The sequence below is a fragment of the Halomonas sp. AOP7-E1-9 genome (assembly GCF_052376035.1).
GTDB lineage: Bacteria > Pseudomonadota > Gammaproteobacteria > Pseudomonadales > Halomonadaceae > Vreelandella > Vreelandella citrativorans.
In genome coordinates this window covers 195,335-216,430 of the sequence record NZ_JBQSVC010000001.1, presented here as the reverse complement: position 1 = coordinate 216,430, position 21,096 = coordinate 195,335, and the positions used below count along the sequence as shown (strand labels likewise).

Genomic DNA, 21,096 nt, shown 5'->3' with positions numbered 1-21,096 from the left:
AGCCCACATGCAGGTGCAATTGGAAAATGAAGAAGCGCAGGTCGCTTTTGGTGAAGCGCTGGGAAGTGCATTGCAGGGGCGTGGGCGTGTTTACCTGGAAGGTGACCTGGGCGCCGGTAAAACGACATTAACACGTGGAGTTTTAAGGGCCTATGGGCATCTGGGGGCAGTCAAAAGCCCTACCTATACCCTCGTGGAGCCTTATGAGCTGGGCACACAGCGCATTTATCATTTAGATCTCTATCGTTTATCTGACCCTGAGGAGCTTGAGTTTATCGGCGGTCGTGATGTGCTGGCGGACGACGCTCTATGTATTGTTGAGTGGCCAAGTCGCGGCGAGGGATGGCTGCCAGCTCCCGATATTTTCTTATCACTTACGGTAGCGGGTGCAGGGCGCGAGGCGACGTTGAACGCACTCAGTGAGTACGGTGAGTGCGTCCTTAATGGGCTGCAGTCAAGACAATCGTTTAAGCAGTCAGAAGACGGTGCCACTTCATGGTAACTAGCAACGAATTCACCGGCCTGGCCCGGTATCTCATGCCTGGGCTGATGGCGCTAATGGCGAGCGTTTCTTCTGTACAGGCCGCTGATGTTGAAAGCATGCGGTTATGGGCCGCCCCCGACCACGCGCGGCTGGTATTTGATCTTTCCGGCGTCACTCAGGCGAATGTTTTTTCCCTGTCGGACCCCGAGCGCCTGGTGATTGATTTGGAGGAGAGCCAGCTAAAAACGGATGCCTCCACATTGCCGCTAGATGGCAGCGCGATTGAGGTTGTGCGGACCGGGCCGCGGGATGGGGGCGGTTTGCGCGTGGTGCTGGAACTCAATCGCTTAGTGGAACCGCGCCACTTTGTGTTGCCGCCTAATGACCAATATGGTCACCGCTTGGTGGTAGACCTTGAGTATCCCGGCGAGAGTGCCGTTGAAAACCCGATTGATCCGATAGAAGCGATGATTCGTGATCAGGAAATGCTGGCGCAGCGAAACGATGTTCAGGCTCAATTGCCGGATAGCCAAGCGTCGCCTGGAACGCAAAGCCCTGAGCCGGCCGAAGTTCAGCCCGCCCAGCCGCACCCCCAACGCGATGTTATTATTGCCGTTGATGCTGGTCACGGTGGTGAAGATCCGGGTGCTATTGGCCCTGGCGGTACGCGAGAAAAAGACGTCGTGCTGGATATCGGGCGTCGGTTGGCTGCCAAAATCAATGCCACGCCGGGCTATAAAGCGGTGCTTATTCGTGATGGTGATTATTACATAGGCTTGCGGCAACGTACCCAGCTTGCCCGTGAGCAAAAGGCCGATTTCTTTGTGTCGGTTCACGCCGATGCATTTAACAGTCCGCGCCCCGAGGGCAGCTCGGTATACGCGCTTTCGCAGCGTGGCGCTACGTCAGAAACAGCCCAGTGGCTTGCCGACAGCGAAAACCGCGCTGACCTGATTGGAGGGGTGGATGGCAACCTTTCGCTGCGTGATAAGGATCAAGTGCTCCGCGGCGTTTTGCTTGATTTAACCATGACCGCCACGCTGAACGATTCGCTGTCTATTGGCGGGCAGGTACTTGAGCAGTTGGGGCGGATTAATCGGTTGCACAAATCCCGCGTTGAGCAGGCCGGCTTTATGGTACTTAAATCGCCTGATATTCCTTCGCTATTGGTTGAGGTTGGCTTTATTTCCAACCCCAGTGAAGAGCGTCGACTGCGTGATCCCGTTCATCAGCAGGGGCTTGCGGATGCGATTTTTTCCGGGTTAAACGCGCATTTTGAACGTAACCCGCCACCGGCGAGCCTGCTTGCCTGGCAGCGCGATAATCATCGCCAGCCTACGGGGAATGAGTACCGTATTCAGTCAGGCGATACGCTCTCTTCGATTGCGCTGCGCCACGGTGTGCCAGTGGGCCAGCTGCGCCAAGCTAATGATTTGAATGGCGACGTTATTCGCGTGGGCCAAGTATTACGTATTCCCAACTCTTGAGGTGTCTGGTGTCCGAGTCGAGTTCTTTGCCATCACGTATTCATGTACTCGACCCCCGCTTGGCCAACCAAATCGCCGCGGGGGAGGTTGTCGAACGTCCATCGTCGGTAACCAAGGAGCTGGTGGAAAATGCCATTGATGCGGGAAGTCAGCGCATTGAGGTTGAGATCGAACAGGGCGGTGCGCGATTAATTAAAGTACGCGATGACGGCATCGGTATTAGTGAGCAGGACTTGCCGCTGGCGCTTGCACGTCATGCCACCAGTAAAATCGGAAGCCTTGAGGACCTGGAGGGCGTCGGTTCTCTGGGGTTTCGTGGCGAGGCGCTGGCCTCAATAAGCTCTGTCTCTCGGTTGGAGCTTGTGTCCAATGCGGAAGAAGACCCGCGAACCGGCTGGCGAGTGGTGGCCGAAGGGCGAGGGATGGAGGCGCGAGTAACGCCTGCACCACACCCGCGAGGCACCAGCGTTGCGGTGCGTGATTTGTTCTTTAATACGCCTGCGCGGCGCAAGTTCTTACGTACTGAAAAGACCGAGTTTGCCCACGTGGAAGAGGCCTTTCGGCGTCAGGCACTGTCGCGTTACGACATCACCTGGGTGCTCCGTCATAACCAGAAGGTAGTCCACCAGCTACCTGCTGGGCATACGGCGGTGGCTCAGGAGCGGCGTATCGCCTCGCTGCTGGGTAAGAATTTTATTGAGCATGCACGCTATATTGAGCGCGAAGCTGGTGGTCTGCGCCTAAGCGGTTGGGTGGGCTTGCCCACACACTCACGCTCTCAGGCCGATCAGCAGTACTTTTTTGTTAACGGGCGTGTGGTGCGTGACCGCCTGGTGGCCCATGCCGTGCGCCAGGCCTACCGGGACGTGCTCTATAACGGCCGCCATCCTGTGTTTGTACTCTACCTGACACTGGACCCTGATGTGGTCGACGTGAATGTTCATCCCACCAAGCATGAAGTGCGCTTTCGTGATGGGCGCATGGTGCATGATTTTCTCTACTCAAGTCTGCACCACTGCCTGGCGACGTCTAAGCCAGCGCAAGAAAGTGATGGCGATGCCAGTGATGCCTCGGAGCATTCAGCAGAAGGCGTGAATGGTGCCACTGCCGAACCTGAGCAGACCGATTCTACCCGGTGGCAGCAGCAAGGCATGGCGCTTTCTCAAGCGCCTGACCGTCACCCGGGGGCTGAAAAAGTACGCCGCTTTATGCAGGGCTATCAGGCCTTGCACCCTAATCATGAGGATACGCTGCTTACGCCGCAGCCGCCGGGTGCATGGGCTGGCGGTCACGAGTCTGTTAGCGAGGTGCGCGAAGCACCTGCGGTAATGCCTGAAAGTGACCCGACCAGTGCGCCGCCGCTAGGCTTTGCCTTGGGGCAACTGCATGGGATTTATATTCTTGCGCAAAATGCCCAAGGGCTCGTGCTGGTGGATATGCACGCCGCCCATGAGCGCATTGTCTACGAGCGGATGAAAAATCAGCTGGCAGCCGCTAGTGGCATTGATACACAGCCGCTGTTGGTGCCCGTGTCGCTTGCTGCCAGCCGCACGGAAGTGGCAACGGCAGAAAGCGAACAGAAAGCCATTTCTCAATTGGGGATTGAGCTGGATGTTGCAGGGCCGGAAACGCTGCTGGTGCGCCAGTTGCCTGCGCTTTTGGCCCAGGCTGACCCCGAAGCACTGGTGCGCGAAATGCTTGAAGAGCTTGCCCGTTTTGGGCGCACCCATCAGGTAGAAACACGTATTCATGAGCTGCTTTCCACTATGGCATGCCACGGTAGCGTGCGTGCGAATCGACGGCTAACTATTGAAGAGATGAATGGACTGCTGCGCGATATGGAACGCACCGAGCGTAGCGATCAGTGTAATCATGGTCGGCCTACCTGGACACAAATGAACCTAAAAGCGCTTGATCGGTTGTTTTTGCGCGGACAGTAGTGGTGCTGCCAGATGTTGCCAAGTGGCGGCTGGCTGAATTAATCCCTGTTATTTTTTGGCGGAGTTTGCCACGGTATGGCTGATACACGCCCTTGGGCGATTTTTTTAATGGGTCCCACAGCGGCCGGAAAAACCGATACGGCAATCGCGCTGCACGAGCGGCTAGGGCATGAGCTAATCAGCGTTGATTCCGCAATGGTCTACCGCGGTATGAATATTGGTAGTGCTAAGCCCAGTGCTGCTGAGCTTGCCCGTGCACCCCATCGGTTAATAGATCTGCGTGATCCGGCAGAGCCCTATTCAGCCGCTGATTTTCGAGAAGATGCGCTTAGTGAGATGCGGCAAATCAGCGCAGCGGGAAAGGTGCCACTGCTCGTGGGCGGCACCATGCTGTACTACAAGCGCCTGGTTGAAGGGGTCGCAAATATGCCTGCGGCGGACCCCGCTATTCGCGAGCAGCTAGCCAAACAGCGTGAAAGTGAAGGCCTGGAATCGCTGCATAAAAAACTGATGGATGTGGATCCTGTGTCGGCGCAGCGCATCCATCCCAATGATCCTCAACGCTTAATGCGCGCACTCGAAGTTTATTACGCCAGTGGGCGCTCAATGAGTGAACTGTGGGGTGAGCAGCAGCCAGCGCCTTTCCCTTGGCGCGTGCTATCCATTGCGTTGGCGCCAGACGACAGGCGTGTTTTACACGCACGTATTGAAAAACGTTTTGCCGCTATGCTTGAGGAGGGCTTGATAGATGAGGTGGCCGCCCTCAAAAAGCGTAGTGACCTACATCTGGAACTGCCCGCCATGAAAAGCGTTGGTTATCGTCAGGTGTGGGAGTATCTGAACGGTGAGTACGACTATGCTGTCTTAAAGGAGCGCGGCGTAATTGCTACTCGCCAGCTCGCCAAGCGTCAGCTAACCTGGTTAAGAAGCTGGTCTAATCTTACCTGGATTGATTCGCAGCAGTTGGACGTGGTGGATAAGACGCTGAAATTCGTGCGTGAAAGCGGTGCTTAGCGTAAGATAGTGGTTTCGTGAGCGTGTGTTTTTGAGTAGCCGAAGGGCGCTTTCAACCACACGGGCCTTTCGGGCAAATAGATTGCGGCGTAGCACCAGTAGGGCACGCCATTTAACAACCAACCCCAACGACAGTTTAGGGAGAGCAACATGTCCAAAGGGCAGTCCCTTCAAGATCCTTACTTGAATATTTTGCGCAAAGAGCGCATTCCGGTCTCCATCTTTTTGGTAAATGGCATTAAGCTTCAAGGCCAGATCGAATCGTTTGACCAGTTTGTTATTCTGCTGCGTAACACCGTTAGTCAGATGGTTTATAAACATGCTATTTCCACGGTGGTGCCTTCGCGTAATGTGCGTTTGCCGGCACAAGACCCGGCCGCGCCTGATGCGGATATTTAACACCGCTGGATGAGCAATAGAGTCCTCGAGGTATTGATTGTTTTTTGAACGCCCAGAAGCCGGTGAAACGGCAGTTCTTGTCCACGTTGATTTTCATGACGAACAAGCACGTGAAGACCCGGGTGAGTTCTTAGAGCTCGTGCGCTCTGCAGGTGCAGAGCCCGCGACGCTGCTCACCGCTAGTCGTCAGCGCCCTGATTCACGAACCTTTGTGGGTTCGGGAAAGCTGGAAGAGTTGCGAGCGATGCTCGCGGCTCATGAGGCGGAGCTGGTGATCTTCAATCATAGTTTAAGTCCTTCCCAGCAGCGCAACCTTGAGAAAGAACTCAAGTGCCGAGTCCTTGACCGTACGGGTCTGATTCTCGATATTTTTGCGCAACGGGCACGAACCCATGAGGGTAAGCTGCAGGTCGAGCTTGCTCAGCTAGAGTATATGTCTACTCGCCTTGTGCGTGGGTGGACGCACCTTGAGCGCCAAAAAGGCGGGATTGGCTTGCGTGGGCCCGGCGAAACGCAGCTGGAAACCGACCGCCGTTTATTAAGAGGGCGTATTAAGTCAATCAATAAGCGGCTGGATAAAGTCCGTAGCCAGCGTGAGCAGAACCGCCGCGCCCGTGCACGTGCGGAAATCCACAGTGTGTCGCTGGTCGGGTATACCAACGCAGGCAAATCGACGCTGTTTAATACGTTAACCAATGCCGATGTGTATGCCGCTGACCAATTGTTTGCAACACTGGACCCGACACTGAGGCGCCTTGAGATCGAAGACGTGGGCCCGGTGGTGATGGCGGATACAGTAGGGTTTATCCGGCATTTGCCCCATAAGCTTGTTGAGGCGTTCCAGGCGACGCTTCAGGAGGCAGCGGAAGCCACTTTGCTTGTGCATGTGATTGATGCAGCCGACCCTGATCGCGAGCTAAACGTTGACCAGGTAGAGCACGTATTGAAAGAGATTGGCGCCGATAGTGTGCCGGTTCTCAAGGTAATGAATAAAATCGACAAGCTTGATAGCGCACCGCGTATTGAGCGTGATGGGCATGGCGTGCCTGAAGTGGTGTGGTTGTCTGCTCAACAAGGCCAAGGTCTTGAGCTACTTCATGAAGCGCTTACTGAGCGCTTGGCTGGCGATGTCATCGGATTTTCGCTGACACTGACGCCAGAACAGGGCAAGCTGCGGGCAGGACTTCATGAGCTAAACGCCGTGCGTCAGGAAGCATTTGATGAGCAGGGGCGCTCTGTATTGGATGTTCGACTACCGCGTCGCGACTTTAACCAATTAATGGCGCAGCTGGGTGAGCGTGCTAACACCTATTTGCCTGTAGCATTACGTGAAGTTGACGAGTGGTAGGTCCTTGCTTTTCTACTCGTGTAAGGGATGGTAATAACAGTTTGATATAGCAATAATTTCAATAAAGCGCATGGAGCTTGCCGAAGGCATGCCATGCGCAGATGAGCACCTTAGTGGAGACGAAGTATGGCCTGGAATGAGCCTGGTGGTGGCAACCAGCACGACCCATGGAGTGGTGGTGGTCGACGGGGTGGCAACGACGGTGATAACCGTGGTGGCAACGACGGCGGTAATCGGGGCGGGAATAATGGGGGTAATAACCAAGGCCCTCCTGACCTTGATGAAGCGCTCAAGAAGTTTCAAGACAAGCTGAACGGCATGCTGGGCGGCGGCAGTAAAAAAGGCAACGGAAACAAGCGGAACAGTGGAAGCGGTGGTGGTAAACCACGTAATACGCTTGCATTGCCGGGCCTTTTAGTTGTGGTTGCGCTAGCGATTTGGGCAGCCTCCGGCTTCTATCTGGTGGATCAGTCTGAGCGTGGCGTTGTTTTACGTTTTGGTGAGTACCAGAGCGTTGTTGGGCCGGGCCTTCACTGGAATCCGCCGTTGATTGACGATGTCCGCATGGTGAATGTCACGCGTGTTCGCTCTGTGTCACAAACCCAGGCGATGCTGACGCGCGATGAAAACATCGTGGAAGTGGAAATATCGGCGCAGTACCAGGTCGCAAATCCGCAAGATTTTGTTCTCAATGTGCGTGATCCTGCACTGTCCATGGAAAATGCGCTTGATTCTGCTTTGCGTCACGTTGTAGGTGGCACAGACATGATCGATATCCTGACCTCAGGGCGTGAAATCCTGGGCAGCTCGGTCGCTAGCCGCTTGCAGTCCTATCTTGATGCGTATGGAGCGGGTATCCGTTTACAAACCATTAACATTGAGTCGACTTCCGCGCCTGCGCCGGTTATCGACGCATTCGATGACGTAATTCGTGCTCGCGAAGACCGCCAGCGTACCATTAACGAAGGCATGGCTTACGCTAACGCCATTATCCCGGCCGCTCAGGGTCAAGCCCAACGCGTGGTTGAGCAAGGCCAAGGGTATCGTGAGTCGGTCGTGGCCGAAGCTCAGGGTCAAGCGAATCGCTTCAATGCCTTGTTAACAGAGTACCAAAATGCGCCAGAGGTAATGCGTGAGCGGATGTACCTGGATACGCTTGAAAGCGTCTACGGCGGTACGCCCAAGGTACTCATGGATGTAAGCGAAAATGCACCGCTAATGTATCTGCCGCTTGATCAAATGCGTGGCAATAGTGGGCGCAGCAATAGCGCATCAAGCGCTAATGACAGTGGCTCAGGCAGTGAGGAGTTGGATCCGCGTGTTGTAGAAAGTTTACGTGGAAGCCAAACGACGAATTCTTCATCTTCAAGTAGTAGCTCTATTCGCAGGGAGGGCCGGTAAATGATTAATAATCGATCCCTGCTGATCGTTGGTGGCTTGGCTGTTGTCGCGTGGTTGGCAAGTAATTCGCTGTATGTTGTTGATGAGACACAGCGTGCCGTAAAACTGCGCTTTGGTGAGGTTATTGAAGAGAATATTCAGCCTGGCCTGCATGTCAAAATACCGGTTGCTCAAACGATCCGTAAGTTTGATACGCGCCTGCTGACGCTGGATACCGATACCAGTCGTTATCTGACGCTTGAGCAAAAAGCAGTTATCGTCGACTCCTACGTTAAATGGCAGGTGGTTAATCCTACCCGCTACTACGAGGCAACGGCAGGCGATGAAATGATGGCGATCCGCCTTATTCAGCCACGTGTTGACGAGAGCTTACGTAACGAGTTTGGCCGTCTTAATCTGCAGGAAATCATTGCCGAGCGCCGTGATGACCTGATGATTGGCCCTACCGAAGAGCTGGATAGCCTGATGCGTGATGAGCTGGGTGTCGCTATCCGCGATATTCGCATCAAGCGTATTGATTTACCTGAAGACGTGTCAGCGGCAGTCTTTGAGCGGATGCGCTCTGAGCGTGAGCGCGAAGCCCGCGAATGGCGTGCCCAGGGACAGGAAGAAGCGGAGCGGATTCGCGCTAATGCTGACCGTCGTCGCCACGTACTTATCGCTCAGGCAAATGAGCGTGCAGAGACGCTGCGCGGTGAAGGTGATGCTCAGGCAGCCAGTATCTTTTCTGAAGCGTATGGCCAGGATCAGGAGTTTTTCTCCTTTTGGCGTAGCTTGAATGCTTACCGCGATAGCTTCTCGGGCGACGGTGATATGCTGGTATTAGACCCCAGCAGCGACTTTTTCCGTTACCTGCGCAGTGCTAATCCTAACGGGCAAGCAGGCGGAGAAGAGTAAGTTGGTATAGGGGTGAATTTTGCCATGAAGCAGAACGCATGGCGGGGTTCATCCCTTGAGCAAACGTGGTAGACTTAATTGAACCGGGCGTCGCCCGGTTTTTTTGTGGCCCTCATTTAACGTTAATGCGTCAAGCGCGTATTCATCGACTCCAGGGCCTTCATCGTCTTGCAGGATTGTTTACATGACCATCGCTGACCGCTGGCTGTTGCCCGACGGCATGGATGAGGTGCTACCGCCTCAGGCAAGCCGCATGGAAGAGCTGCGCCGCGCGCTGCTTGATCTTTATCATTGCTGGGGCTATGACCAGGTCATGCCACCACCGGTGGAGTTTCTAGACTCCTTGTTGACCGGTACCGGTACCGACCTTGATCTGCAAACCTTTAAGCTAACAGACCAATTAACCGGCCGTATGATGGGCGCCTCGGCAGATGTTACGCCGCAGGTGGCGCGTATGGATGCCCACTCGCTCAAACGCCAAGGGCCCGTTCGGCTGTGCTACTGCACGAACGTACTGCGCGCTAAAGCTGATCAGCATCAGGGCGGACGCAGCCCTGTTCAGGTCGGCGTCGAACTGTTTGGCCATGCTGGGTTAGAGGCCGATAGTGAAATCATTCATTTGGCGCTCGCCAGTTTAAAAGCCGCAGGCGCAGGTGAAATACATCTGGCTCTTGGGCACATCGGCATTTACCGTAGTTTGGTAGACGCTGCCGCGCTTAATAATGAGCAGGAGAGCACGCTGTTTGAGGCACTGGCACTCAAGTCGCCGGGACAATTGGCGGAGCAAGTTAACGCAAGCGTCAGCGACCCGGTACTGGCCGATATGTTTATGGCGCTAGGTGAGTTGCACGGCGACGCCAGTATACTTGAGCAAGCACGCGAGCGCTTTGCAGGTGCTCCGGCCTCTGTAACCGCCGCGCTTGATCAGTTAAGTGCGCTGTATCAGGGCGTGTTGGCTCGCTTTGACGTGTCGCTCTATTTTGATCTTGCCGAGCTGCGTGGGTATCAATACCACACAGGCATGATGTTTGCCGCTTATGTGCCAGGTTACGGCCATGCGCTTGCAAAGGGTGGCCGCTATGATGATACGGGGCGCGCCTTTGGGCGTGCACGTCCGGCTACTGGCTTTTCGATGGATTTAAAGCAGTTGGCATCATTGGCCTTGGCATCGCCAGGAAACGGCGCCATTTGGGCGCCTGCCCAAGAGGAAGAGTCTCTCAACGCTGCCATAGTTGCACTGCGAGAGCAGGGAGAACGCGTTATTCAAGCGCTGCCTGGGCAGCGTACTGGGCCGGCGGAGCACAAGTGTGACCGCCGTCTTGAGTTTATCGATGGCTGTTGGCAGACAACGGCCCTGACACAAGAGACGAGTGCATAATGGGTAAGAATGTCGTAGTCCTGGGCACCCAATGGGGTGATGAAGGCAAAGGCAAGATTGTTGACCTGCTCACCGAGTCAGCGGCGGCGGTAGTGCGTTTCCAGGGTGGCCATAATGCGGGCCACACGCTGGTAATCGACGGTGAAAAAACGGTGCTTCATCTCATTCCGTCGGGTGTCCTGCGTCCGGGTAAAACCTGCGTAATCGGCAACGGGGTGGTGCTTTCGCCTGAAGCGCTGATCAAAGAGATCCGCGAGCTTGAAGATAAAGGTGTACCGGTGCGTGAGCGCCTGCGCCTTTCACCTGCCTGCCCGCTGATTTTGCCTTACCACGTGCGCCTTGATCAGGCCCGCGAAAAAGCCCGTGGCGTTGCCAAGATTGGCACAACGGGTCGAGGCATTGGTCCGGCTTACGAAGATAAAGTGGCACGCCGTGGCTTGCGCTTGGGCGATATGCTTCATCGGGAGCGGTTTGCCTCCAAACTGGGCGAAGTGCTGGATTACCACAACTTCGTATTGGTTAACTACCACGGTGAACCCGCCGTCGACTTCCAGGAAGTGCTGGACAGCGCCATGCAAATGGCCGATGAGCTTCGTCCGATGGTATGCGATACCGTGAGCATGGTTCACGACCTGCGCAAGGCGGGTGAGAATATTCTGTTTGAGGGCGCCCAAGGCTCGCTACTGGATATCGACCACGGTACGTACCCGTTTGTTACCAGCTCCAACACCACGGCTGGCGGCACGGCCACGGGTTCTGGTGTCGGCCCGCTTTACCTGGATTATGTGCTGGGTATTACCAAAGCGTATACCACGCGCGTGGGTTCAGGACCGTTCCCCACTGAGCTGTTCGACGACCATGGCCGTCACCTGGCTGAGCGTGGCCACGAATTTGGTGCCACCACGGGTCGTCCACGCCGTTGCGGTTGGTTTGATGCAGTGGCCCTGCGTCATGCGGTACAAATTAACTCAATATCCGGCATCTGCCTGACCAAGCTTGACGTGCTCGATGGTCTGGAAAATATTCGGGTGTGCGTGGGCTATCGCAGTAAAGATGGTGACGTGCTGGACAACCCGGTTGATTCTGAAGGCTACGAAGCCATAGAGCCGCTTTATCAGGATTTACCAGGCTGGAAAGAGTCAACGCTGGGTGCTAAAAACGTCGACGATTTACCGGCTAATGCCCGTGCTTACATCAGTTTCTTGGAAGAGCAGGTAGGCACCAGTATTGATATTATTTCAACGGGCCCAGACCGTGTTGAAACCATCGTACTGCGCAATCCGTTTGACGGCGAATAATCCGCTGTCGTCGAATAACACTCGCTGAGAATATCGTCGGGTGTATGAGAAGGGGTGCCTTGGCGCCCCTTTTTGGTAAATCTTGATTAAAAATCAATGCCGCGACGTGCCTGTAGGCCATTATTAAAGGCGTGGCGAACTTCCTGCATTTCGGTGACGGTATCCGCCATGGCTACCAGTTCTCGATGCGCATTACGCCCCGTAATAATTACTGTCTGCTCGCTGGGGCGATTTTCAAGCGCCGCTTTAACGGTGGCGATATCCAGGTAGCCAAATTTGAGCATGTAGGTAATTTCATCCAGCACGACCAGGTAAGTGTTTGGGTCAGCCAGCATGCGCTCAGCCTCTTTCCAAACGGCCAGGCAGGCTTGAGTGTCGGCCTCACGGTTTTGGGTGTCCCAGGTAAAGCCCGTTGCCATAATTGCGACGTCAAGATTAGGGTCATCTTCCAAACGGTTGCGTTCGCCACACTCCCATAAGCCTTTAATAAACTGAATAACCCCCACGTTATAGCCATAGCCCAACGCACGGGTGACGGTGCCCCAGGCGGCCGTGGTCTTGCCTTTACCATTTCCGGTATTCACCAGCAGCAGTCCGCGCTGTTCTGTAGCGCTGGCTACTTTTTCATCCACGCGGGCTTTGAGTTTTTCCATCGACGCTTTATGGCGTGTATCGCGGTCTTTCACCGTCGCTTTCCTCTTAAAAGGCTGCATGAAGGTCTCTAGCCTACGCCATATAGAGCTTGCAATGCCGTGATGGTGGCTTAAATGTGAATAAAATTTATACAGTTGTTAAGCTTTTCCGTAGGAATCGAGGTTTTTGCGGCTAATCAATAACAGAATTGGCCGATAGGGAGCTTACTGCTCTAAAATAACCCTTCATAACTTGCCAGGAAAAATGCCATGCCCTCTTTTGATATTGTGTCGGAATTTGATCAGCACGAAGCGTCTAACGCCGTTGACCAGGCGAATCGTGAAGTGCAGTCGCGTTTTGATTTTAAAGGCGTTGACGCAAGCTTCGCCCTTGAAGGCGAAAAAGTGCAGTTAGAGGCCCAGGTCGATTTTCAACTTAAGCAGATGCTGGATGTACTGCGCGGTCGGTTAATTGCCAGAGGCATTGATGCGCGCTGCATGGATATTCAAGACCCCGAGCTTTCCGGGGTGAAGGCGCGTCAGGACGTCGTTTTGAAGCAGGGGCTTGATGCGGCAGAAGCCAAGGATGTGGTAAAGCGTATCAAGGCGAGTAAGCTTAAAGTCCAAGCGCAAATTCAGGGTGAAAAAGTTCGCGTGACCGGGAAAAAACGTGACGACTTACAAGGCGTCATGGCGCTTTTACGGGGTGAAGAGGGGCCTGAACTACCTCTGCAGTTTGATAATTTCCGCGATTAAGCCTTATCACGTGTAGGGCGGTGTCTATGCGCAGCCCCGTTTTTGCCACTCTTTTGCCTACTCGCAACCATCGTTTATTACAGGAGCTAACGCACTATGTCTGATCCGCAGCCGGTTTATTTAAGCGACTATCAGCCGCCCGCCTACCAGGTCACCCATACCGAGCTGACGTTTGATCTTGACCCTGCTGCCACCCGTGTAAAAGCACGATTGTTGATTGAACGTAACGAAAACGTAGACGCCCAAACGCCCCTGGTGCTGAATGGCGAGCAGTTGTCGCTGATCTCGTTGGCCATTGATGGCACACCGCTAGCGGAAGCGGATTACCAGTTGGATGAGGGCAGCCTGCGTATTATGCAGGTGCCGGCAGCGTTCAGCCTTGAAAGTGAGGTAGAAATTGCGCCTGGTGCTAACACTGCTCTGGAGGGACTTTATCAGTCGAGTGGTATGTACTGTACTCAGTGTGAAGCGGAAGGTTTTCGGCGCATTACGTTCTACCCCGACCGCCCGGATGTGATGGCCACCTTTACCGTCACGGTCATTGGTGATCAAAACAACGAACCCGTTTTGCTGGCCAACGGCAACCCCGTGGACAGCGGTATATTGGAAAACGGTCGCCATTTCGTGAAATGGGAAGATCCGCATCCTAAACCGTGCTACCTGTTTGCGTTGGTAGCGGGTGATTTACACAAGGTTGAAGACCACTTTTCTACCATGAGCGGCCGTGATGTCACGCTGCAAATTTGGGTAGAAGAGGAAAATCTCGATAAGACCGAACACGCTATGGCTTCGCTCAAGCGTTCCATGGCGTGGGATGAACAGACCTATGGCCGCGAATATGACCTTGATCTGTTTATGATCGTGGCCGTTAACGATTTCAATATGGGAGCGATGGAAAACAAGGGGCTGAATATTTTCAACTCTGCCGCTGTACTGACGCATCCCAATACCGCCACCGATGCCACGTTTCAAAACGTGGAAGGCATTGTGGCCCACGAATATTTTCATAACTGGTCCGGTAATCGAGTGACCTGTCGTGACTGGTTCCAGCTATCGCTGAAAGAAGGCTTTACCGTTTTTAGGGACCAGTGTTTTTCCGCTGATACCAACTCGGCGCCGGTTAAGCGTATTCAAGATGTGTCTTTTTTCCGTACGGCGCAGTTTGCAGAAGATGCAGGCCCCACTGCGCATCCTGTGCGCCCCGACCACTACATTGAAATCACCAATTTCTATACCCTGACTATTTATGAAAAGGGTGCAGAAGTAGTGCGTATGCTGTGTAACCTGGTGGGGTGGGAAAATTTCCGCCAAGGGGCCGATGCCTACTTTGAACGCTTTGATGGTCAGGCGGTCACCATTGAAGACTTTGTTGGCTGTATGGAAGAGGCGTCGGGCCAAACACTTGATCAATTTATGCGCTGGTACGCGCAGGCAGGTACGCCAGAGATTGATGTCCACGGCGAATATGACTATGTACATAGTGAATACAGGCTAACGCTTCGGCAGCGCACTCCTGCCACGCCCGGCCAAACCGAGAAGCAGCCGCTGCATATCCCTGTGCGGATGGGGCTGGTGGGAACCAAGTCTGGTCAGGACTTAACGCTGACCATGGCCGGGGAAGTACTGGGCAAGGATGCGGTGATCCATTTACGCGATAACGAGCAGACCTTTGTCTTTACCGATGTGGCCGAGGCGCCAGTACCGTCACTGCTGCGTGACTTCTCGGCACCAGTGAAGCTACATTTCCCCTATTCACGTGAAGAACTGGCGTTTCTGCTCACCCATGATAGTGATGGTTTTAACCGCTGGGATGCCGGTCAGCGCTTGGCCATGTTGGCGTTGGACGATCTGATCGCGGCGCATCGTAATGGCGTTGAAAAAGTCATGGATGGCCGCGTTACGGAAGCCTTTAGAGCGCTGCTGACAAGCTCCACGTCTGACAAGGCGGTGCTGGCCGAGATGCTAACCCTGCCTTCTGAAGCCTACATTGCCGAGCAGCAGCCGATCGTCGATGTCGATGCGATTCACGCGGCGCGTGAGTTTGTGCGCCAATCATTGGCGTTAGCACTTCGCGATGAATTTATGGCCACGTTTGAAGCCAATCGCTCGGAGGAGGCTTACGCGCCAACGCCTGAGCAAATCGCCCAGCGTAGCCTCAAAAACATAGCGCTTAGCTATTTGATGTCGATTGAGGATGAGCAGGCGATTGCATTTTGTCAGGCTCAGTTTGCCGCTGACCACAATATGACCGATGTACGCCATGCGCTAACGCTGCTTGTGCATAGCGAACGTGATGACGTGTCGTCACCCGCTTTAAAAGCGTTTGGTGAAAAATGGGCGCATGATTCGCTGGTTATGGATCAGTGGTTTACGATTCAGGTGACGCGGCCTCAGCCTGATGTGCTGGAGCGTGTCGAGCTCTTGATGCAGCATCCGGCATTTTCAATCAAGAACCCAAACAAAGTACGTGCGCTAGTGGGTGCTTTTACGCAAAATCGGGTTAATTTCCATCGCCTGGATGGTAAGGGTTACGCGCTGCTTGCCGATGTGGTGATTGAGCTTAATCGACTAAACCCGGAAATTGCCGCGCGATTGGTTACCCCGCTAACACGCTGGCAGCGTTTTGACGAAGCGCGCCAGGCCTTAATGCATGCGCAGTTGGAACGTATCAAAAAAGAGCCGCTATCTTCGAACGTATATGAAGTAGTTGAAAAAGCGCTGGCGTAAGCACTCCCAGCGTTCCAACCATGAAAGGGAAGCCATTGGTGAACGACTCACAACCGCATTTTTTACTGATTATAAATGGTAAATCAGCCGGGAACCCGGCACTGCGTGAAGCCGTTGAAGAGCAGCGTGAGGCAGGGATGCCGATTACCGTGCGCTCAACATGGGAGGGCGGTGACGCCGCTCTCTTTGCCGAGCAGGCATGTGATATGGGCATCACCCATGTCATCGCCTGCGGCGGCGATGGCACTGTTAACGAAGTGGTTAACGGGCTAATGCGTGTCGCTCATGATAAGCGTCCCGCTTTGGGCGTTGTGCCGCTGGGCAGTGCCAACGACTTTGCCACCTCCACGGGGTTACCGTTGGAGCCAAGCCCTGCGCTGGCACAGGCAAGGACACTAAGCGCATACCCCGTTGATGTCGTACGAGTAACGGCTGAGGCTAATAATAAAACCGTCGTTCAGTACTACGTCAACATGACCACGGGCGGATTTGGGGCGGAAATTACCTCTTCAACACCGAAGACGCTGAAACGCTTGTTAGGCGGAGGTGCATACTCCTTAATGGGGGCGCTTAAAGCCTGGCGGCATCGCAGCTATCGTGGCACGCTTCACTGGGGCGATAAAGAGCAGGATGTCTCGCTGCTGTTATTGGCGTTAGGTAATGGCCGGCAATCAGGCGGCGGACAGGTGCTCGCCCCACGTGCCAAGCTTGATGATGGCCGCTTGGATGTTCTTCTGGTGAAGGATTTTAGCTCCGTAACGGAACTGCCGACGCTGATTAGCGAGCTTCAGAGCTTTCCCTCTGATGGGCAGTATGTACGCTATTTCACAGCGACTGAGCTGACTGTCACAACTCAGAAAGATGATCCCGCTTGGCCCTTAACGCTGGACGGCGAAATGTGTCAGTATGATCGTTTTTGCGTTGAAGTGGTGCCGTTGGCGCTGCACGTTTTATTGCCTGAGGGCTGTCCGTTACTGTCAGCAAATGACCGGCACTGATCGTAGGCTGTCTTTAAAAGCGTTATTTAAGAAGGGGAATCTAATGGTAAACCGTTTATGGATACCGGTTATTGCCACCTTGGCACTATTGCTAAGCGCATGTGGCGACTCTCAAGAAGAGACTGATGTGACACCGGATGAGCCTTCGTCGGTTTCTGATGATGACGTTGTACAAGAGGAAGAGGCGTCGGCCGCCGCTGAAAATGCCGCGGATATTCCAAGCCCTGCGGAGATAGAGGATGACGTTGAGGCGCGCCAAGCCGCTGAAGAGCTAGAGCAGGCCGAGGCGCTGCGTGATGATATGCAAGATGATGCAGTCAACGCTGACGAGTCCGAGGCCCAAGAGGTAACAGCAGGCGAAGACACTCTGGCGGCGGACCCTGATGAGATACTGCAAGAGGGTGGTGCATTACCAGGAGAGGCAACGCGCTCCGACGTCGATCAAATGATTGAAGAGACTGAACAGCGCTTTCAGGAAGCCCAGCGGCGCTTAAATGAGCAGTTTGAAGAAGCAGAGCAACAAGCCGAAGAGTACGATGCTATTGAGCAAGAAGCATTGTCCAATGAGTGGGAAACACAGAGCAGCCTACCCGAAAGCTCGCGCTTGGAAGATAACCGGGAAGCTACCGATGTTGATGCATTGATTGAGGATACCGAACGCCGCTTTGAGGAAGCCCAAAAGCGCCTTGAAGAGCAGTTTCAGGAAATCGAGCGTGAACATAATGGCAGTAGTAGCCGTGGGGTTATTCTGAATGAAGACGCAGACAGCGATAATGCTAACGCTACTCATCAATAAGGCGCGTTGAGTAGGCAATAAAAAGGCCCGCCTTGGCGGGCCTCGCTACATTCGGCCATGATTAAGCAAGGCGAATGGTAGAAGCCTGAAGGCCCTTTTTACCCTGCGTTACCTCAAAGCTGACTTTTTGACCATCTTGCAGGGTCTTGAAGCCTTCCGCTTGAATTTCGGAGAAGTGCGCAAACAGGTCGTCACTGCCATCATCGGGTGAGATGAAGCCGTAACCTTTCGTATCGTTGAACCACTTGACGGTGCCAGTTGCCATTAGTCGTTTCCTTAACGTGCTTATAATGATCAAGCGAACCTGCATAGGATTCGCCCGCCAAAATCAATGTAGATGCAAAAAAATGGGTCGTCCAGTAACAATCTAATGTTTCTTAACTTTTGTTGAGCCGCGTATATGTCGTCAATACAGCTTGTGGATTCTCAGTTTGTAGCCTTTTTGGTCGCTATTACACTGTTGTCGATTACGCCTGGCGTGGATACCTTGCTGGTTATCCGTAACACTGCCCGAGGCGGGGCACGGGACGGCATTGCCACCAGCTTAGCGATCTGCTGCGGTCTGTTTGTACACGCGACCATCTCGGCATTAGGCATTTCACTGATTCTGCTCCAGTCGGCCTGGGCATTTCATCTATTAAAGTTAGTCGGGGCGGGGTATCTGGTATGGCTAGGGGCCACCAGTTTGTTAGCCGCAAGGCGTGGCCAGCCATTACCGGTCAAAGGGGTGATCGGTGCTGCTTCTCCTGTTCCGCTTTGGCAGCCCATTAAGGAAGGCTTGCTGTCCAATGTATTGAATCCAAAAACGATTATTTTTTATATGGCTTTTTTGCCTCAGTTTATTGCGCCGGGTGATCCGGCGTTGGTCAAGTCCCTGTGGCTAGCAGGTGTCCACTTTATCATTGCCAATATCTGGCAAATTAGCGTGGTATTCATGGTAGGAGGTGCCAGCAAGTGGCTCGCCAGCGTGCGCTTTGCGCAGGTGTTAAATGCCGCGACTGGCGCGGTGCTGGTCGCGTTTGGGCTCCGTTTGGCGATGGAACAGCGCCCAGTATAGCTGGGCGCTTGGTGAGTAAACTGACCAGGCAGTAAGCGCGATTACCTTTGTACGCTTATTGACGAGCCAGCAAAGCGCGGTCGTAACGTACCTGTTGTTCACTATCACTCAACAGTGAAACACCTTCGCTGTTACCACCGTTGGCCAGGCTTTCAAAAATTACCCGATAGCTAAGCACCGCCTGTACATAATCGCGTGTTTCTTTAAAGGGAATGCTTTCCACAAACAGATCAAATGACTCCATATCGCTTCCCAGCCACTGATCAACACGCCCAGGGCCAGCATTATAGGCCGCAGCGGCGGCAAGTCGGTTACCCTGATAGCGGTTCAGCTTGTCGCGCAGATAAGTGCTGCCCAGGCGAATATTAAGTTCAGGGTCAAGAATGCCGTAAGGCCCTGGGTCACTAATACCCAGTTGGCGGCTTACCAGGCTTGCCGTGCCGGGCATTAGCTGCATCAAACCGCGGGCGCCTGCTGGAGAGAGCGCTACCGGGTTATAAGCACTTTCACGACGGGTAATCGCCATTAGCATATACGGGTCTACACCGGTTTGGTGGCCCCAGTGCATAAAGCTCTCCCGGTAAGCCTCGGGGAAACGCCAATCAAGCGCATCCCACATGCTACCAGCAATCGTGGTCTGTACCAGGCGTGCATGCCACTGTTGATGGGCTGCATAGTCGGCCAAGGCGCGCGCCTGCTGGGGCGTGCCGTTTTTCACCGCATACAGCCATTCGCTATTGGCAAGGCCGTCTTCGCCAATGCGTAGCAGCGCTTCGGTACGCTGGACAACGGGGAGGCGTGCAGTGCGTTCGCGTGAAGCCTCATCAAAATGATTGCGCTCAAGATTGAGTTGGTAAGGCTGGCCAAGTTGTTCAGCGGCCGCAAACCCATAAAAGCTGCGGTCGGTCGCCGCCTGACGGTAGCGAGCGGTGGCCGCCTCCTGGCTGCCCAGCTGTTCATTGGCACGCCCCAGCCAGTACTGCCAGCGGCTGTTTTCTTGTTGGCTGGTGGGCATTTCCGCAATCCAGTGAATTACCTCCTGCCACTGCCGGTCTGCCAATGCACGGCGTACGCGTAGCTCAAGCACGCGCTCGCTATCCAGCGAGGGAAGAGCGTCATCTACCCAGCCTAATGCGCCGGGTACATTGCGTACCAGTGCATAGAAAGCCAACTCTTCTTCAATGGCTTGCTGATCACTGGGTAGAAGGTTCAAATTGGGCGAGATGGTTTGCCAGCTACTCAATGCGGCCGGGGTATCTTTACGGGTGAACCGCTGCATCGCGGCTTTGTAGAAACTGGCGGTTGCCGCACATTCAGGGCCAAGGCAGGCGGGCGCTGAGGTGACCGCGCGGGTATTGGTATTCACTTGGTCGGCGGTTTCAATCGCGGTGTGCCACTGGCCACTGAGCAGCCCGTCTAAATAGGCTGAGAGACGATCTTCACCGGCTTGCCAAGCGAGCATTCTTCGCTCCCAGATAGCCGTTGCATCAATCGTGCCGTTAGCCCGCAGGCGGTCAAACAGGGGGTCACACGCATCGGGCTGAGAGCTGCCTTCAAGCCAAAGTGCAAGGCCTGCCTCTGCGGCCTGCTGGGGCTGTGAATCCAGTATGGCCGTATAGTAATAACACTGGCGAGCGGTGCCTGCAGGTTCGCCATCGGCAACGGCCAGCAAATCGCTATAACGCCCCGCGTGGCCATATTGGGCAATGGCCTGACCGCGTAGCCACTCAGAAAGCGGAGAGTCGTTATGCTGGTCAATAAAGCGTTGTACTTGGGCCGTCGAGACGTTGGGTAGTTGATTGCGTAATCGGTGGTAGTCGACATAGCCGCTCAGCACATGACCTTCAATAGCGCGCTCGTCGATGTGGTTCCACTGTTGTTGACGAGCGGCTTCTAACGCATCGCGCATTGCGGTATCAGAAGCGGCCCATGAGGCAGAGGGTAAGCCCACCAGGATTGCCGCGCATAGGGTGCGAAAAGGGGATCTGAATGACGATGCCTGCATAATTTTCTCTCTTTCTCGCTAACGGATTGGCAACCGCTAATAGTGAACGAAATGGGCAAATAGTGTTCAGACAATCGTGACACTTGGAGGATTCAATTACGATGGCTCGATTATCCACGTTGTGGCTATTTCGTCGACTTAAATCCCGCCTTTGGGCTGTAAAACGTATCGGACGCGCACTGAAACTGTTTGTGCCCATGACGTCTGATGTCCTGAGCGGTCGCTTTCGACCTGTGCCCTGGGCTGCCTTTGGCATGATGGCGTTGGCGCTTGCCTACCTTGCAATGCCGTTCGATTTAATTCCGGACTTTCTCGTTTTCATAGGTCTGGTTGACGATGTCATTATCGTTGGCTGGCTTCTCAACCGTATCGACCAGCGCTTGGCAGATTACCGCGCCTGGAAGTACGGCGATATTGATATCGCTACTTCTCAACACTCACCTTCTTGAAATCGCTCTGCTTATCCCCATATCCAACTC

The 21,096-nt window shown here is 54.3% G+C and carries 19 protein-coding genes; 16 read left to right on the top strand and 3 right to left on the bottom strand.

Annotated features, from left to right (window positions below; translation table 11 throughout):
• Positions 1-7 precede the first annotated feature (7 nt).
• The 10 genes from tsaE (at position 8) to ACT3R4_RS00985 (ending at position 11,646) form a co-directional block, all read left to right on the top strand.
• Positions 8-502 carry a tRNA (adenosine(37)-N6)-threonylcarbamoyltransferase complex ATPase subunit type 1 TsaE gene (tsaE, locus tag ACT3R4_RS01030; protein ID WP_172116277.1) on the top strand — a complete coding sequence of 165 codons (495 nt, stop codon included), beginning with the start codon at positions 8-10 and terminating at the stop codon, positions 500-502.
• A complete protein-coding gene (locus ACT3R4_RS01025; protein WP_172116278.1) occupies positions 496-1,971 on the top strand; it encodes an N-acetylmuramoyl-L-alanine amidase in 1,476 nt (491 codons plus the stop codon). The genes tsaE and ACT3R4_RS01025 overlap by 7 nt, the downstream gene beginning before the upstream one ends.
• A gap of 8 nt (positions 1,972-1,979) precedes the next feature.
• Positions 1,980-3,911 carry a DNA mismatch repair endonuclease MutL gene (gene mutL / locus ACT3R4_RS01020; RefSeq protein ID WP_172116279.1) on the top strand — a complete coding sequence of 644 codons (1,932 nt, stop codon included), beginning with the start codon at positions 1,980-1,982 and terminating at the stop codon, positions 3,909-3,911.
• A 75-nt stretch (positions 3,912-3,986) separates the two neighbouring features.
• Positions 3,987-4,925 (top strand): tRNA (adenosine(37)-N6)-dimethylallyltransferase MiaA, encoded by a 939-nt coding sequence (gene miaA, locus ACT3R4_RS01015; RefSeq protein ID WP_172116280.1) that lies wholly within the window; start codon positions 3,987-3,989, stop codon positions 4,923-4,925.
• A gap of 150 nt (positions 4,926-5,075) precedes the next feature.
• Positions 5,076-5,324, top strand: coding sequence for an RNA chaperone Hfq (gene hfq, locus ACT3R4_RS01010; RefSeq protein ID WP_009099947.1), 249 nt, complete (start codon positions 5,076-5,078; stop codon positions 5,322-5,324).
• 37 nt (positions 5,325-5,361) lie between these two features.
• Positions 5,362-6,672 carry a ribosome rescue GTPase HflX gene (hflX, locus tag ACT3R4_RS01005; RefSeq protein WP_172116281.1) on the top strand — a complete coding sequence of 437 codons (1,311 nt, stop codon included), beginning with the start codon at positions 5,362-5,364 and terminating at the stop codon, positions 6,670-6,672.
• Positions 6,673-6,798: 126 nt separating this feature from the next.
• Complete coding sequence (hflK, locus tag ACT3R4_RS01000) at positions 6,799-8,073, top strand: FtsH protease activity modulator HflK (protein WP_192526309.1); 1,275 nt, start codon at positions 6,799-6,801, stop codon at positions 8,071-8,073.
• The gene (hflC, locus tag ACT3R4_RS00995) at positions 8,074-8,970 is read left to right on the top strand and encodes a protease modulator HflC (RefSeq protein ID WP_172116283.1); all 897 of its coding nucleotides are present in this window, start codon (positions 8,074-8,076) and stop codon (positions 8,968-8,970) included. It begins immediately after the preceding gene.
• 184 nt (positions 8,971-9,154) lie between these two features.
• A complete protein-coding gene (locus ACT3R4_RS00990) occupies positions 9,155-10,348 on the top strand; it encodes an ATP phosphoribosyltransferase regulatory subunit (protein WP_172116284.1) in 1,194 nt (397 codons plus the stop codon).
• Positions 10,348-11,646, top strand: a complete 1,299-nt coding sequence (locus ACT3R4_RS00985; RefSeq protein WP_193053829.1) for an adenylosuccinate synthase — start codon at positions 10,348-10,350, stop codon at positions 11,644-11,646. The genes ACT3R4_RS00990 and ACT3R4_RS00985 overlap by 1 nt, the downstream gene beginning before the upstream one ends.
• Positions 11,647-11,732: 86 nt before the next feature.
• Here ACT3R4_RS00985 and cobO read toward each other — a convergent pair whose 3' ends face one another.
• The gene (cobO, locus tag ACT3R4_RS00980; protein WP_441677130.1) at positions 11,733-12,332 is read right to left on the bottom strand and encodes a cob(I)yrinic acid a,c-diamide adenosyltransferase; all 600 of its coding nucleotides are present in this window, start codon (positions 12,330-12,332) and stop codon (positions 11,733-11,735) included.
• Positions 12,333-12,548: 216 nt separating this feature from the next.
• Here cobO and ACT3R4_RS00975 point away from each other — a divergent pair, with 216 nt between their 5' ends.
• From ACT3R4_RS00975 to ACT3R4_RS00960, 4 genes are all read left to right on the top strand, one after another.
• Positions 12,549-13,034, top strand: coding sequence for a YajQ family cyclic di-GMP-binding protein (locus ACT3R4_RS00975; RefSeq protein ID WP_441677014.1), 486 nt, complete (start codon positions 12,549-12,551; stop codon positions 13,032-13,034).
• Between the two features lie 96 nt (positions 13,035-13,130).
• Complete coding sequence (gene pepN, locus ACT3R4_RS00970) at positions 13,131-15,761, top strand: aminopeptidase N (protein WP_441677015.1); 2,631 nt, start codon at positions 13,131-13,133, stop codon at positions 15,759-15,761.
• A 38-nt stretch (positions 15,762-15,799) separates the two neighbouring features.
• A complete protein-coding gene (yegS, locus tag ACT3R4_RS00965) occupies positions 15,800-16,759 on the top strand; it encodes a lipid kinase YegS (RefSeq protein ID WP_441677016.1) in 960 nt (319 codons plus the stop codon).
• A 43-nt stretch (positions 16,760-16,802) separates the two neighbouring features.
• Positions 16,803-17,555 (top strand): hypothetical protein, encoded by a 753-nt coding sequence (locus tag ACT3R4_RS00960; RefSeq protein ID WP_441677017.1) that lies wholly within the window; start codon positions 16,803-16,805, stop codon positions 17,553-17,555.
• A 61-nt stretch (positions 17,556-17,616) separates the two neighbouring features.
• On the opposite strand, the gene ACT3R4_RS00955 is transcribed toward ACT3R4_RS00960, so the two are convergent.
• Positions 17,617-17,820, bottom strand: coding sequence for a cold-shock protein (locus ACT3R4_RS00955; protein ID WP_441677018.1), 204 nt, complete (start codon positions 17,818-17,820; stop codon positions 17,617-17,619).
• A gap of 135 nt (positions 17,821-17,955) precedes the next feature.
• On the opposite strand from ACT3R4_RS00955, the gene ACT3R4_RS00950 reads away from it, so the two are divergent.
• Positions 17,956-18,612 carry a LysE family translocator gene (locus tag ACT3R4_RS00950; RefSeq protein WP_441677019.1) on the top strand — a complete coding sequence of 219 codons (657 nt, stop codon included), beginning with the start codon at positions 17,956-17,958 and terminating at the stop codon, positions 18,610-18,612.
• 55 nt (positions 18,613-18,667) lie between these two features.
• On the opposite strand, the gene ACT3R4_RS00945 is transcribed toward ACT3R4_RS00950, so the two are convergent.
• Positions 18,668-20,617: a transglycosylase SLT domain-containing protein gene (locus tag ACT3R4_RS00945; RefSeq protein ID WP_441677020.1), complete on the bottom strand. Its 1,950-nt coding sequence runs from the start codon at positions 20,615-20,617 to the stop codon at positions 18,668-18,670.
• 101 nt (positions 20,618-20,718) lie between these two features.
• Here ACT3R4_RS00945 and ACT3R4_RS00940 point away from each other — a divergent pair, with 101 nt between their 5' ends.
• On the top strand, positions 20,719-21,066 hold the full coding sequence (locus ACT3R4_RS00940; RefSeq protein ID WP_441677021.1) for a YkvA family protein: 348 nt from the start codon (positions 20,719-20,721) through the stop codon (positions 21,064-21,066).
• The last annotated feature ends 30 nt before the right edge of the window (positions 21,067-21,096 follow it).

Excerpts from the sequence above, each read along its gene's own strand:
- ACT3R4_RS00960 (WP_441677017.1), top strand. The coding sequence starts at position 16,803 with ATGGTAAACCGTTTATGGATACCGGTTATTGCCACCTTGGCACTATTG.
- ACT3R4_RS00985 (WP_193053829.1), top strand. The coding sequence starts at position 10,348 with ATGGGTAAGAATGTCGTAGTCCTGGGCACCCAATGGGGTGATGAAGGC.
- hfq (WP_009099947.1), top strand. The coding sequence starts at position 5,076 with ATGTCCAAAGGGCAGTCCCTTCAAGATCCTTACTTGAATATTTTGCGC.
- ACT3R4_RS00950 (WP_441677019.1), top strand. The coding sequence starts at position 17,956 with ATGTCGTCAATACAGCTTGTGGATTCTCAGTTTGTAGCCTTTTTGGTC.
- hflC (WP_172116283.1), top strand. The coding sequence starts at position 8,074 with ATGATTAATAATCGATCCCTGCTGATCGTTGGTGGCTTGGCTGTTGTC.
- ACT3R4_RS01025 (WP_172116278.1), top strand. The coding sequence starts at position 496 with ATGGTAACTAGCAACGAATTCACCGGCCTGGCCCGGTATCTCATGCCT.
- tsaE (WP_172116277.1), top strand. The coding sequence starts at position 8 with ATGCAGGTGCAATTGGAAAATGAAGAAGCGCAGGTCGCTTTTGGTGAA.
- ACT3R4_RS00955 (WP_441677018.1), bottom strand. The coding sequence starts at position 17,820 with ATGGCAACTGGCACCGTCAAGTGGTTCAACGATACGAAAGGTTACGGC.
- hflK (WP_192526309.1), top strand. The coding sequence starts at position 6,799 with ATGGCCTGGAATGAGCCTGGTGGTGGCAACCAGCACGACCCATGGAGT.
- ACT3R4_RS00945 (WP_441677020.1), bottom strand. The coding sequence starts at position 20,617 with ATGCAGGCATCGTCATTCAGATCCCCTTTTCGCACCCTATGCGCGGCA.
- ACT3R4_RS00975 (WP_441677014.1), top strand. The coding sequence starts at position 12,549 with ATGCCCTCTTTTGATATTGTGTCGGAATTTGATCAGCACGAAGCGTCT.
- ACT3R4_RS00990 (WP_172116284.1), top strand. The coding sequence starts at position 9,155 with ATGACCATCGCTGACCGCTGGCTGTTGCCCGACGGCATGGATGAGGTG.
- pepN (WP_441677015.1), top strand. The coding sequence starts at position 13,131 with ATGTCTGATCCGCAGCCGGTTTATTTAAGCGACTATCAGCCGCCCGCC.
- ACT3R4_RS00940 (WP_441677021.1), top strand. The coding sequence starts at position 20,719 with ATGGCTCGATTATCCACGTTGTGGCTATTTCGTCGACTTAAATCCCGC.
- miaA (WP_172116280.1), top strand. The coding sequence starts at position 3,987 with ATGGCTGATACACGCCCTTGGGCGATTTTTTTAATGGGTCCCACAGCG.